This is a genomic window from Methylobacterium sp. Leaf361 (genome assembly GCF_001424445.1).
Lineage (GTDB): Bacteria > Pseudomonadota > Alphaproteobacteria > Rhizobiales > Beijerinckiaceae > Methylobacterium.
This window is the reverse complement of sequence record NZ_LMPY01000001.1, coordinates 492,562-504,830: the sequence shown is the minus strand read 5'-3', so window position 1 is coordinate 504,830 and position 12,269 is coordinate 492,562. Positions and strand designations below refer to the sequence as shown.

Sequence of the window (12,269 nt, the reverse complement as noted above, 5' to 3'; positions counted from 1 at the left end):
GGCTTGGAGTCAGCCGCGGCGCGAAGTCCCCGATTCCATCACGGGCGGGGGCCGAGCAGATCGCCGCGCCCCGCCATCCGGAAGGCCGCGAAGAACGTCGCGGCGACGAGGGCGGCGACCGCCTGGAGGGGCAGGACCGGGGCCAGCCAGCCCGCGACCGCCGTCCCGGCGACCGAGCCGAGATTCATGGCCGCCATGTAGACCTCGAACTGCGTGGCCGCGCCCGGGCGGCCCCGGCTCGCGGCGAGCAGGGCCGGCATCAGGGCGACGATCAGCAGGCCGGGCAGCACGCTGGTGAGCGCCAGGATGGCCGGCGCCGCGGCCCCGACGAGGCCGGCGCCGATCAGGATCCCGGCCAGCACGAAGGTGACGGCACTGCCGAGGAGCAGGGCGCGCAGCGGCGACGCCGCGCCCGCGCGGTCCGACCAGAGTCCCACCGCGACGGCGCCGGCCGTGCCGCTCGCCAGGGTCAGGACCGCCTGGAGGCGCGACAGGCTCGCGGCCTCCCAGCCCTGACGCTGGAGGAGGTCGATCGAGAAGGGCAGCTCGAACAGGCCGAGGGCCGCGTCGAGGCCGAAGCACAGGGCGAGCAGCCGCAGGGCGCGCGGGCGGCGCAGGGCGATCACGGTGCGGCGCAGGAAGCGGCGGAACGGGAGGCGCCGCGGCGCCGGTCCCCGGCGCTCGAGCGACCAGAGCGGATCGGCCGGCGCCTCGCGGACCAGCAGCATCGGCAGGCTCGCGACGATCGCGGCGACGAGCAGCCAGCGGGCGCTCGCGGCGAAACCCCAGCTCGCGAGCGTCCATCCGAAGACAGCGGCGCTGAGGCTCGTTCCGGCCACGAAGCCCGCGCGGGTGCAGGCGCTGACCCGGCCGAGTTCCCGGGTGGGGACGTGGTCCATGATCATCCGGTCGCAGGCGGTATCGAGGAGCGAGGCGAACAGGCTGTGGACGAGGAAGACCGGACCGAGCGCGCCGACGGCGTCGCCCCCGGCGACGAGGAGCAGCGCCAGCGTCGCGTGGCATCCGACCAGCGCGGCGACCGCGAAGGGCCGGCGCCGTCCGATCCGCGTGTCCCCGGCCCGGTCCACCCAGGGCCCCCACAGCAGCGGCTGCAGCGTCCAGGGCAGCCCGGCCAGGGCGAAGTGCAGCCCGACCTCGGTCGCCGGGACGCCCCTGGCCGCGAGGTGGTTGGCGAGCGCCGTCAGCGAGAAACCCGCGATGAGGCCCTGGTAGAGGTAGGTGGCGAAGAACACCCCGTAGCGGACGGACCGGCGGCCGAGGCTCGGTCTGCCCAGGAGGCCGACGCGGAGATCCGCGCTGGACCGCGTCACCGCGCGCGGCGCTTCTTGCAGGAGACGGGCCGCGATCCGATGCTGCTCATTCCTGCCCCATCGGATCGTCGCCCGTGCCGTTTCGCTCTCCCGACGCTAGCGCTCCAGCTCCCGCCTCGCGAGGTGTCGCGTGAGCGCGGTGCAGGTCTGGATCGTCGAGCTCGCTCTGTCTCCGAGCCAGGTCGACCGGTGCGATGCCGTCCTCGACGCCGCGGAGCGCGCGCGGGCTGACCGTTTCCTGCGCCCGGCGGATCGGGCCCGGTTCCGCGCCAGCCACGCCGCGCTGCGGCTGGTCCTCGGCGACGCGCTCGGTCTCGCGCCGGCCGACGTCGAGTTCGCCGCCGGAGCCGGCGGCAAGCCGGAGCTCGCGGGCCCGGCGCGGGGCGCCGCCGACTTCAACCTCTCCCATTCCGGGGGGCGCGCGCTGATCGGGCTCACCCGCGGCGCGGCGATCGGCGTCGATGTCGAGGCTGTGCGGCCGATCGCGGACGCGCTCCGGATCGCGGCGGCCCATTTCGCCGCCGACGAGGTGACGGCCCTGGCCGGGGCCCCGCGAAGCGCGGTCGAACGGCGCTTCTTCGGACTGTGGACCCGCAAGGAGGCGGTGGTGAAGGCTTTGGGCAGCGGCCTGTCTCTGCCCCTCGACCGGTTCAGCGTCAGCGTTCCGCCCGAAGCGCCACGCCTACTCCGGGCCGACGGCGACGCGTCCTGGAACCTGGACGGTCCTTGGAGCTTCGCCGAGGTCGATTGCGGGCGCGATCACGTCGCCACGGTGGCGTCCCGATCCGCGGAGGCGGAGATCACCTGCCACCGTCTCCCGGACGACTGGCCCGATCATCTGGGCTGAAAAGGCGCAACAGCGCGCTTGCGGTGCGGGAAAGGCGCGGCTATACACCCGCTCGCCGGCCCTGGCGGACACGCGGGACGGCCTTCGGAGTGTAGCGCAGTCTGGTAGCGCACCACGTTCGGGACGTGGGGGTCGCAGGTTCAAATCCTGCCACTCCGACCAAAATTCCCGCGATCTCAAGTTCAGCGAGAACGGACGGTCACCCTTCGCAAGGGACCTCGTTGACGGATGACGCGTGGCTTCGCTGGTCAGCGTCCGCGTATTCCCAGACTGTCGCGAATGCGGCCACCTCGACCGGACCGAAGCCGTCGCGCCATCCCGGCTCCGCATCAGGCCGGTCCCTGTCTTGCACCCCGCTGATCACTGCGCGCGGAGGATCCTGAGGCCGCCCCGTCTGGCCCGTCCGAGCCGCGATCCTGGGACGGAGTCTCCCCGGACCCCGCCGTGCCGGGGCTCTCGCCCTGCGGGATCAGGGGCGCCATGGGCACGCTCTCCACGAGCAGCGCGATCATCTCGGACCGTGAGCTCAGGAGAATGGCCGGCGGCTCGCCGGTGATCTGCCGCCATCGCCTGACGAAATCGCCCGCCGGCAACTCGGCGAGAGCGTCCTGTTCGGTCGCGGGGTGGTCCGTTCTGAGGGCTGCGGACTGATCCATGCGCCTCAACGGCTCGGACCACGATTCGGCCTCAGCGTCCGGCCGGGATGGTGAAGCGAGCGTTAGTCCGATCGCGGAAGACGATGCCCGCAACGGCGGACCGGCGGGCGAGCCCCGGGTCGCTCGATGCGTAGAGGAGCACGCGCCTCTCCCTGACGAAAGCGTGCGCGCCGGTCAGTTCATCGGCGGGACAGAGGGAGGCGCGTCGAGGAATGGACCCGGCGCGCGGCCGTGCGGGATGTCGTCGTTCTCATGGGCCCTCATCGCACGACGCGGGGTCCGAGCGCGGTCAGGCGGCGAGCCGGAAACCGGTTCCGCGGGCTATGCGGGGCGCGACCGTCGACTTGTCCCGGGGCAGCAGCAGGTCGATCTGCGAGCAGTGCAGCGCCAGGACGTTCTGCTCCTCCGCCATGGCGCGCGCCGCGCCGCTGAACCGACCATTCGTCATCACGCACGCCGTGGTCGACCCGGCGCGCTCCGCCGCCGCCGCGACGTCCGAGATCGGGAGACACGCGACGTCGCGGTCCGCCCAATGCAGGCAAACGACGACGCGCGTTCGGGCCCGGAGGAGCACGAAGTGGTCCTGATCCTGGTAATCCAGGCGCCAGCCGGCCGCCTTCAGGCACCGCAGCATCAGCGCCTCGTAATGCGCCTGCGAGGCGCTCACGCGGTCGACGAAGGTCCAGGACGCGACCTCGGCCGGCAGGATCGACGCGAATTCCGCGCTGACCAGACGCCTGAAGCCGCGGAACCGGACGACGGCGCGGAGCGGGCGCGAGATATGGGCGCGGTGCAGCCTGACGAGTTCCCGGTCCCAGAGCGCCTCGAACGCGGCCGCTCCGCGCGCGTGGTGCTCCATCCACCGGTTCTCGATGATCAGGCGCTCGATCTGCGGTCGGATCGCGCGGCGACACCGCTCGGTGACCCGCTCCTGCAGATGCAACCAAGAGAGCAGAAGCAGGATGGCTATCACCCACAGGGCGAGGCTCGTCGCGAACATGGCGGCGGGACTTTGCGAAATAAGGCCGATGTCGCCATTTATCCGCCGCAGGAATTAAGCGGACATTGCCGATCACATGCGTACTGAACCGATCAGTGCAAGTCTTTGGAGATGGTGAATTCTAAATTTATGTCCGCCCCGCAGCCGCTCAGGTCCGCATAGCCACGAACATGCTCCGGCCCTGCTGGTGGTAGTAGCCGCTCTCCATCGAGCCGCGGATGTCGTGCCCCAGCATGTCGTACTGCTCGTAGACCATGTCGAAGCCGCACTCCTTGAGAAGCTGGATCAGGGCCGGCTTGGTGGGCCAGAAGGAGCGCTTGTTGCTCCACGAGGTCCATTTGTGCGCCTCGAGCTGGCTCGTGTCGTCGAGATCGTGCTCGTGCATCCAGCGACCCGGCAGACCTTCGTTCTCGGCGGGCGGCGAGAGCTGGAACAGGGCCTCGTTGGTTTCGGTCGCGAAATGCGTGTGCAGGATGACCACGTCGCGGACGCATTCGGCCATGAGGCGGATGAAGGCGGCCGGCCTGTCGAGGTGGTAAAGCAGTCCGCAGCAGAAGGCGGCATCGAAGGGGCCGTGGGCCGCCAGGTTCCACACGTCGTCGTTGACGAAGGCGAGGTCGGGGACGCCCGTCCCATCCTTGACCCGCAGACAGTTCTCGAAGTTGGAGCGGCGCACCTCGACACCGGTGGCGCGCATCCCGGCGCGGGCGAATTCGAGCGTGTAGCCGCCCTCGAGGCAGCCCAGATCGACGATCGACCGGCCGGCCAGCCTGTGCCCGTAGAACAGCCGGAGCGAGCGCAGGGCCGCCTGGGTCCAGGGGCTGTCGGCGATCAGCCAGCCCGCCTCGGGCAAGGTCTCGGACCCGTCCGCGAGGCGGATGTTGTGTGCCGTGAACGTCATGCCGACTCCCCACGCCGCCCACTCGTGCCGGGCAACGCCTTCGTCCGTCTATACGGGCGGCGGCCGATCGGTTCACGCGCTTTGTCGTTTCGCCCGTATCGAACGGTCGACCGGCGGGATGGGTCAGGTCGGCGCGACCGCCGCCTCCACGGTGCGGCCGGGCACGCGATGCCCGCGACGTGGCCCGTCGAACGGCGTATGTAGCCGCCCGATGGATCCGTCCTCTCACCGCCGAGCCGGCCGGCGACCCGCTGGATGGGGCGGCTTCGCGCGCAGCTTCCTCGTCTGCGTCACCCTCATGGGCATGGCGCTGATCGGCTTCGTGGCCGCGGTCGATCCCTACGGACTGCGGGCCGCGCCCGGGCATCCGCCGGGACCGATCATGGATGCCAATCAGCGGCTCTCCTATCCGCAGATCGCCCGCGGGGGGCCGTTCGACGCGGCGGTCTTCGGCACCTCGACGGCGCGACTGCTCGACCCGCAGGCTCTCGACGCGGCCTTCGGTGTCCGGTTCGCCAATCTGGCGGTGAATGCCGCGACGCCCGACGAACAGGGTCGGCTCGCCGCGCTGTTCCTGGCCCGCCGGCCGATCCGCGCGGTCCTGTTCGGCCTCGATGCCCCGTGGTGCGCCGCCGATCCGCCGGCCCGGACCGCCCATGCCTTCCCTGACTGGCTCTACGCGGACCGCGTGCCCGGCGATGTCCTGCGTCAGGTCAGCCTGCGCTCGGTCACGACGGCCGTCCGGGCCGGACTCGCCGATCTCGGGCTGACGCGGGCGCGGATCCGCGGAGACGGCTACGCGGTCTTCACGCCGCCCGAGGCGCGCTACGACCTCGCACGCGCCCAAGCCCATATCCGCGCAGGCCGCGTGGAGTCGGCGGTGGCGGACGCCCCCGAGCTGCCGATGCCGGCCCTCGACCGCCTGGACGATCTCCTCGGTCGCGTGCCCGCCGAGGCCCTGAAGATCGTGGCCTTCATGCCGGTGCACGCGGGGGCGCAGGGTTCACCGGGATCGGCGGCGGGCTTTCGCGAGGAAGCCTGCAAGGCGCGCGCCGCGGCGATCGGGAAGAGTCGGGGCGCGGTCGTGGTGGATTTTCGCCGGATCTCGCCGCTGACGACCCGGGACGCGAATTATTGGGATGCGCTGCATTACCGCCTGCCCGTGGCGGCGCGCGTCGTCTCGGATCTCGCGCGCGCCGTCGCCACCGGCCGCGACGATCCGGATGGAATCTACCGGGTGCTCGCGCACCCGTGACGCCCGGTCAGGCGGCGGCGCGCTCGGCGCTCGCCCAGCCGGCGCGGGTCTCGGCGCAGTACTCCGCGTAGCGGCCGTCCCGGATCGCCGCGCGCGCGCCGGCCATCAGGTCCTGGTAGTAGGCGAGGTTGTTCCAGGTCAGCAGCATCATCCCGAGGATCTCGTTCGAGCGCACGAGGTGATGCAGGTAGGCACGGGAATAGTCCCGCGCGGCCGGACAGGTCGAGGTCTCGTCGAGCGGCGCGGTGTCCTCGGCGTGGCGGGCGTTGCGCAGGTTGACCCGTCCGTGGCGCGTGTAGGCGAGGCCGTGCCGGCCGGCGCGGGTCGGCATCACGCAGTCGAACATGTCGATGCCGCGGGCGACCGCGCCGAGGATGTCGTCCGGCGTGCCGACGCCCATCAGGTAGCGGGGCTTGCCGGCGGGCAGGTGCGGCTCGACCGTCTCGATCATGGCGAACATGACCGCCTGCGGCTCGCCGACGGCGAGGCCGCCCACCGCGTAGCCCTTGAGATCGAGATCCGTCAGCGCGCGGGCGCTCTCGACGCGCAGGGCCGGCACGTCGCCGCCCTGGACGATGCCGAACAGGGCCCGTCCCGGCTGCTCGCCGAACGCGACGCGGCAGCGCTCGGCCCAGCGCAGCGACAGGTGCATGGCCTTCTCGATGGCCCCGTGGTCCGCCGGCAGGCGGACGCACTCGTCGAGCTGCATCTGGATGTCGGAGCCGAGCAGACCCTGGATCTCGATGGAGCGCTCCGGGCTCATGTGATGCGCGGTGCCGTCGATGTGCGAGCGGAAGGTCACACCCTGCTCGTCGATCTTCCGCAGGGCGGAGAGCGACATCACCTGGAAGCCGCCGGAATCGGTCAGGATCGGCCGGTCCCAGTTCATGAAGCGGTGAAGGCCGCCGAGCCGGGCCATGCGCTCGGGGCCGGGCCGCAGCATCAGGTGGTAGGTGTTGCCCAGGACCACGTCGGCGCCGAGATCGCGGACCTGGCCGGGATACATGGCCTTGACGGTCGCGGCCGTGCCCACCGGCATGAAGGCCGGGGTCCGGATCTCGCCGCGCGGCGTCCCGATCACGCCGGTGCGGGCGGTGCCGTCCCGGCCCAGCAGGTCGAAGCGGAAGGGTGCGCTGTCGATCATGGGGTGTCCGCGCCCGGGCCCGGGAAGAGCAGGCTGGCGTCGCCGTAGGAGTAGAACCGGTACCCGGCGGCGATCGCGTGCGCGTAGGCCGCGCGCATCGTCGCGAGACCTGAGAACGCCGAGACCAGCATGAACAGCGTCGAGCGCGGCAGGTGGAAATTGGTCACGAGGGCGTCGACCGCCCGGAACCGGTAGCCCGGCGTGATGAAGATCTCGGTGGGTCCCGAGAAGGGCGCGAGCGTGCCGTCCGGTCGGGCCGCGCTCTCCAGCAGCCGCAGCGCCGTGGTCCCGACCGCGACGATCCGGCCGCCCGCGGCCCGCGCGGCGTTCAGGGCCTCGGCCGTCGCGGCGTCGAGGATGCCGATCTCCGCGTGCATGCGGTGGGCCTCGGTATCCTCGGCCTTGACCGGCAGGAAGGTCCCGGCGCCGACATGCAGCGTGACGTGGTGGCGCCGCAGACCGGCGGCGTCGAGATCGGCCAGCAGCGCGTCGGAGAAGTGCAGGCCGGCCGTGGGAGCCGCGACCGCCCCCGGATTGCGGGCGTAGACCGTCTGGTAATCGGTGGCGTCGCGGTCATCCGTGGCGCGCTTGCCCGCGATGTAGGGGGGCAGCGGCAGGGCACCCTCCGCGGCGATGGCCGCGTCGAGGTCGGGCCCGGCCCGGTCGAAGGCGAGGACGATCTCGCCGGCCTCGGCCTTCTCGAGAACGGTCGCCGCCAGATCGCCGAAGCGCAGCGCGTCGCCCGCCGCGAGCCGCTTGGCCGGACGCGCGAAGGCGCGCCAGCGGTCGGGGGCTTCCCGCAGGTGGAGCATCACCTCGGTGCGCTGGCCGGGAGCACCGGGCCGTGTGCGCACGCCGTTCAGCCGGGCCGGGATCACCCGCGTGTCGTTGAAGACCAGGGCATCGCCGGCCCGGAGGGCGTCGGGCAGGTCGCGCACGGTCCGGTCGGCTAGCGGCGCGCCGGGGCGGACCACGAGCATCCGCCCGGCGTCGCGCGGCTCGGCCGGGCGGAGGGCGATGCTGGTCTCCGGAAGATCGAAATCGAAGAGGTCCACGCGCATCGCCGGCTGCCTGCACCGAACGGCACGCGGTTTCAACCGCGGAACCGCCGGGGAGCGCGTCCGTTTCCAGCGTCACCGAGACGCGAGGCTCCCGATCCATGCCCTGGTACGCCGTTCGCCCCCGTGACGCCGCCGATCCCCGCTGGCCGCTCCCCGGCACGTCCGAGATCGTGCTGAAGGCCGAGGATCCCGACACCGCCCGCGCGAAGTTCGAATCAGCCTACCCGAGCCAGCCCTTCGGCAGCCCCGGAATCCCGGTGCCGAATACCGGCGCCGGCAGCTTCCGCGGCGATCCGGACGCCCTGGTCGTGGCCGAGACGGGCGAGCCGCCGGCGCCGCGGGGGAGCGACGCGTGACGCCCCGCGGTCGCCCCCGGCGGGTCACCCTCGACGGGCAGCTCCTCGGGTACTGGGAGCGCGAGGCCGCCCGGCTGGAGACCCGCGCCGCCGGAGCGCGCTTCGCCTGGCAGCGCCGTCGCTTCCTGCGCAAGGCGGAGGCCGCGCGCGCCAAGGCGGAGCCGAGCCGGCGGCGCGAGGCCGCCCGCGACAACGGCGGCGCGTCGGAGACTTAGCCGCGGCTAACACGTTTTCGGCGGCGTCGAACCTTTGCCGTGGCCTTGGCCGCGGCCGGTGCCGTATGGGCGCGGCGTCACCCCAACGGCGCGAACCATGGACCGCACCCAGAAAGCCGCCCTCTTCAGCGCGGGCATCGGCCTCGCCGTCACGGCGATGAAGTTCTACGCGGCGTGGCTCACCGGCAGCCTCGCCCTGTACTCCGACGCGCTGGAGAGCATCATCAACGTGGTCGCCGCAATCGGCGCCTTCGTGGCCCTGCGGGTCGCCGCGCGCCCGGCGGACGAGGACCATCCCTACGGTCACCACAAGGCCGAGTTCTTCTCGGCGGTGATCGAGGGCGCGCTGATCGTGGTGGCGGCGCTGCTGATCCTGCGCGAATCCTATTTCGGGCTGCTCGCCCCTAAGGCCCTCGACGCGCCCGCGGTCGGCCTCGCGATCAACTTCGCGGCCGGGATCGTCAACGCGGTCTGGGCGGCGGCACTGATGCGCTGGGGAAGGCGGTGGCGGTCGCCGGCCCTGATCGCCGACGCGCGCCACGTCTTCGCCGACGTAATCACGTCCTGCGGCGTCCTGGCCGGCGTCGGCGCCGTGGTGGTGACGGGCTACCCGGTCCTCGACCCCGTGGTGGCCGGGCTGGTCGCCATGAACATCCTGTGGTCCGGCTTCCGCATGGTCCGGGAATCGGTGGACGGCCTCATGGACAGGGCCGCCCCGGCCGAGATGGTGAGCCAGATCCGGTCGCTCATCTCCCAGCACGGCGAGGGCGCGCTGGAGGCGCACGACGTGCGCACGCGCTCCGCCGGTCAGGCGACCTTCATCGACTTCCACCTCGTCGTCCCCGGCGCGATGACCGTCGAGGATTCGCACGCGATCTGCGACCGTCTGGAATCCGCCCTGGAGACGACGATCCCCGGGGCGGTGGTGACCATCCACGTCGAGCCCGGCGAGGAGGCCAAGGCGCGGGGATTGCCGGTGCTGTAGGCCGCCGATCAGCTCCATGCGTGGAGCGGCGGGTTCACGCCGTTGAGGGCGTGGTTGCCGACGATCGCGTATTTCCAGCGGACGGGATCGTGCAGCGTGTGCGTGCGCGCGTTCCGCCAGTGACGGTCGAGATTCTCGGCGGCCAGAGTCGAGCGGGTCCCCGACAGCTCGAACAGCTTGTTCGACGCCGCCAGGGCGACCTCGGTGGTCAGCACCTTCGCCTCGGCGACCGCGATCTGGGCCGCCGCGACCGTCTCGGCGTCCGGCCGCGCGACGGCCGCGTCGAGGGCGAGCCCGGCCCGGTCGAGCAGCGCCTCGGCGGCGTGCTGCCGGATGGTCAGGTCGCCGACCGCCTGGATCGTGTAGGGATCGTCGGACGCCCGCTCCAGCCCGCTGTCGATCCAGGGGCGGGCCTTCTCGCGGACGAAGCCGATGGTGTCGTCGAGGGCCTCGCGGCCGATCCCGGCATCGACCGCGGCCTGGATGATCTGGAACACGGCGCCGTCGGCGGTCGGCGCCGCGTAGCCCTTCCAGGCCGGCACCAGATGGGTCTTGGGCACGCGCACGTCGTCGATCAGCACGGTCCCGCTCGCCGTGCCGCGCTGGCCGAAGCTCGACCAGTCGTCGATTACCGTGAGTCCGGGCGCGTCCCGCTCGGCGATGGCGTACCAGGCGCGTCCCTCGGCATCGAGGGCGACGATCGGGACCAGGTGCGCGAGGAGGGCGCCGGTGGCGTAGAACTTCCGGCCCCGCACTACGACGTGGTCGCCGTGATCGGTGAAGCGCGTGTCGAAATCGGCCGCCCGCTTGGTGCCGCGCTCCGAGAAGGCGTTGCCGAACCGCGTTCCGCGCAGGACCTCGCCGAACAGCAGGTGCTTCTGCGCCTCGTCCGACACCGTCCGGATCGCCGCCAGGATGCCGAGATGGTTCTGGGCGATCTGCGCGATGGCGGGATCGGCGGCCGCCACGATGGCGATGACCCGCGCGAGGGTCCGGTAGGAGACCTCGGGGCCGCCATAGGCGTGCGGCACGTTGATCGACCAGAGGCCGCTCTGCGAGAAGGCGTCGAGCTCCTTGAGCGGCCGCACGGCGTGGCGGTCCCGCTCCGACGCGCCGGCCCGGAACTCGGCCGCGAGCCCGTGAGCCACGGCCAGCGCCTCGGCGTCGTCACGGATCACGTGGGCGGGTGAGGGCGGCCGCGCGGGGCCGGGAGCGCCCGGGCGGTGCTCCGGCTCGAGCGTGCGCGCATCGACGGCGATGTTCATGGCTCACTCCGATCAGTCGGGATACGGTTCGGCGGGCGGCGCTCAGGCGGCCTCGGCGCGCCGGTCGCGGTCGGCCTCGAGGGCGCGGACCCGCGGGATCACGTGCGCGCCGAAATACGCGACGTCCTCCTGGAAATGCAGGAAGGCCAGCAGGGCGAGGTCCGCTCCCACATCCTTCAGCGCCAGGATCCGCTCGGCGATCTGGTCGGGCGTGCCGATCAGGTTGGTCTTGAAGCCGTCGTTGTACTGGACGAGATCCTCGAAGCTCGACTTCGCCCAGTTGCCTTCCCCTTCCGGCGAGGCCTTGCCGGCATTTTTGACCTCGTGACCGAAGGCCTTCACGGCGTCCGGGTCGGCGTTGTCGATGATCTCCTGAAGGACGGCGCGGGCCTCCTCCTCGGTGTCGCGGGCGATGACGAAGGCGTTGACGCCGATCCGGGGATGATTGCCGGTCTCGGCCGACTTGGCGCGGATATCGTCCACCTGGGCGCGGATCGTCTCCGGCGTGCCGCCATTCGTGAAGTACCAGTCCGACACGCGGGTCGCCATGTCGCGCGCGGCGCGCGACGAGCCGCCCTGAAAGATCTCGGGCAGCGGCTGGGCCGGCTTCGGCTTCAGCGTGTAGTCGCTGTAGCGGTAGAAGTCGCCGCGGAAGGTGAAGCTGTCCTGCGTCCAGATCCCGCGCAGGCTCCGTATGAACTCCTCCGACCGGCGGTAGCGCTCGTCGTGGTCGAGCCAGGGCTCGCCGATTGCCCGGAACTCGCCCGAGAACCAGCCGGAGACGATGTTCACCGCGATGCGGCCTTCGGTGAGTTGCGAGATCGTGGCGATCTGCTTGGCGGCGAGAGTCGGATGCCAGGGACCGGGCAGGAGCGCGGCGATCACCTTGAGCTTGGTGGTCGCGGCCAGCAGGGCGTGGCTGAAGGCGACCGATTCGTGCTGGTACTCGGCGCCGTAGCCCGCGGTGAACCGGATCTGCGTCAGCCCGTAATCGAACCCTGCCTCCTCGGCGATCTGCGCCAGCTTCCGATTGTACTCGGCATCCCAGCTCGTGCGCTGGGGGATCTTGCTGATGACAAGCCCCCCGGAGACGTTGGGCACCCAGTAGGCGAAGCGGATCGGCTCGCGCGCCGCCGCGTCGGCGAGATGGCTGGTCATCCGGCGTTACCTCAGTTGCACGGCGGTCGGGCGCCGTGTCGTCTTCGGATGATCGCCGCGAACTGAATACACTATGCAGAACGCGACCGATCGCT

12 protein-coding genes and 1 tRNA gene are annotated in these 12,269 nt (G+C 71.7%); 6 read left to right on the top strand and 7 right to left on the bottom strand.

All coding sequences use genetic code 11. The features are described 5' to 3' along the window. Positions 1–38 precede the first annotated feature (38 nt). Positions 39–1,331, bottom strand: a complete 1,293-nt coding sequence (locus ASG32_RS02390) for an MFS transporter (RefSeq protein WP_056522080.1) — start codon at positions 1,329–1,331, stop codon at positions 39–41. 130 nt (positions 1,332–1,461) lie between these two features. Here ASG32_RS02390 and ASG32_RS02385 point away from each other — a divergent pair, with 130 nt between their 5' ends. Both ASG32_RS02385 and ASG32_RS02380 read left to right on the top strand, forming a co-directional pair. Next, the gene (locus tag ASG32_RS02385; protein WP_056522077.1) at positions 1,462–2,178 is read left to right on the top strand and encodes a 4'-phosphopantetheinyl transferase superfamily protein; all 717 of its coding nucleotides are present in this window, start codon (positions 1,462–1,464) and stop codon (positions 2,176–2,178) included. A gap of 85 nt (positions 2,179–2,263) precedes the next feature. Next, positions 2,264–2,340, top strand: a tRNA-Pro gene (locus ASG32_RS02380). Between the two features lie 783 nt (positions 2,341–3,123). Here ASG32_RS02380 and ASG32_RS02370 read toward each other — a convergent pair. Both ASG32_RS02370 and ASG32_RS02365 read right to left on the bottom strand, forming a co-directional pair. Beyond that, on the bottom strand, positions 3,124–3,834 hold the full coding sequence (locus ASG32_RS02370) for a restriction endonuclease (protein ID WP_056522074.1): 711 nt from the start codon (positions 3,832–3,834) through the stop codon (positions 3,124–3,126). A 148-nt stretch (positions 3,835–3,982) separates the two neighbouring features. Continuing rightward, positions 3,983–4,735, bottom strand: coding sequence for a methyltransferase domain-containing protein (locus tag ASG32_RS02365; RefSeq protein WP_056522071.1), 753 nt, complete (start codon positions 4,733–4,735; stop codon positions 3,983–3,985). 211 nt (positions 4,736–4,946) lie between these two features. Here ASG32_RS02365 and ASG32_RS02360 point away from each other — a divergent pair, with 211 nt between their 5' ends. Then, positions 4,947–5,990, top strand: coding sequence for a hypothetical protein (locus ASG32_RS02360; RefSeq protein WP_056522068.1), 1,044 nt, complete (start codon positions 4,947–4,949; stop codon positions 5,988–5,990). 7 nt (positions 5,991–5,997) lie between these two features. On the opposite strand, the gene tgt is transcribed toward ASG32_RS02360, so the two are convergent. Beyond that, positions 5,998–7,134: a tRNA guanosine(34) transglycosylase Tgt gene (gene tgt, locus ASG32_RS02355; protein ID WP_056522066.1), complete on the bottom strand. Its 1,137-nt coding sequence runs from the start codon at positions 7,132–7,134 to the stop codon at positions 5,998–6,000. Next, positions 7,131–8,195 (bottom strand): tRNA preQ1(34) S-adenosylmethionine ribosyltransferase-isomerase QueA, encoded by a 1,065-nt coding sequence (gene queA, locus ASG32_RS02350; RefSeq protein WP_056522062.1) that lies wholly within the window; start codon positions 8,193–8,195, stop codon positions 7,131–7,133. Before queA ends, tgt begins: the two co-directional genes overlap by 4 nt. A 98-nt stretch (positions 8,196–8,293) precedes the next feature. Between queA and ASG32_RS02345 the strand changes: the two genes are divergently transcribed. The 3 genes from ASG32_RS02345 (at position 8,294) to ASG32_RS02335 (ending at position 9,751) form a co-directional block, all read left to right on the top strand. Then, positions 8,294–8,551, top strand: a complete 258-nt coding sequence (locus tag ASG32_RS02345; protein ID WP_020091400.1) for a hypothetical protein — start codon at positions 8,294–8,296, stop codon at positions 8,549–8,551. Continuing rightward, the gene (locus ASG32_RS02340) at positions 8,548–8,766 is read left to right on the top strand and encodes a hypothetical protein (RefSeq protein ID WP_056522060.1); all 219 of its coding nucleotides are present in this window, start codon (positions 8,548–8,550) and stop codon (positions 8,764–8,766) included. The genes ASG32_RS02345 and ASG32_RS02340 overlap by 4 nt, the downstream gene beginning before the upstream one ends. A 97-nt stretch (positions 8,767–8,863) precedes the next feature. Beyond that, entirely contained in the window at positions 8,864–9,751 is an 888-nt protein-coding gene (locus ASG32_RS02335; RefSeq protein ID WP_056522056.1) for a cation diffusion facilitator family transporter, read from the top strand. Between the two features lie 8 nt (positions 9,752–9,759). Here the strand turns inward: ASG32_RS02335 and ASG32_RS02330 are convergent, their stop codons facing one another. Both ASG32_RS02330 and sfnG read right to left on the bottom strand, forming a co-directional pair. Beyond that, entirely contained in the window at positions 9,760–11,016 is a 1,257-nt protein-coding gene (locus ASG32_RS02330) for an SfnB family sulfur acquisition oxidoreductase (RefSeq protein ID WP_056522053.1), read from the bottom strand. A 42-nt stretch (positions 11,017–11,058) separates the two neighbouring features. After that, entirely contained in the window at positions 11,059–12,174 is a 1,116-nt protein-coding gene (gene sfnG / locus ASG32_RS02325) for a dimethylsulfone monooxygenase SfnG (RefSeq protein ID WP_056522050.1), read from the bottom strand. Positions 12,175–12,269 lie beyond the last annotated feature (95 nt).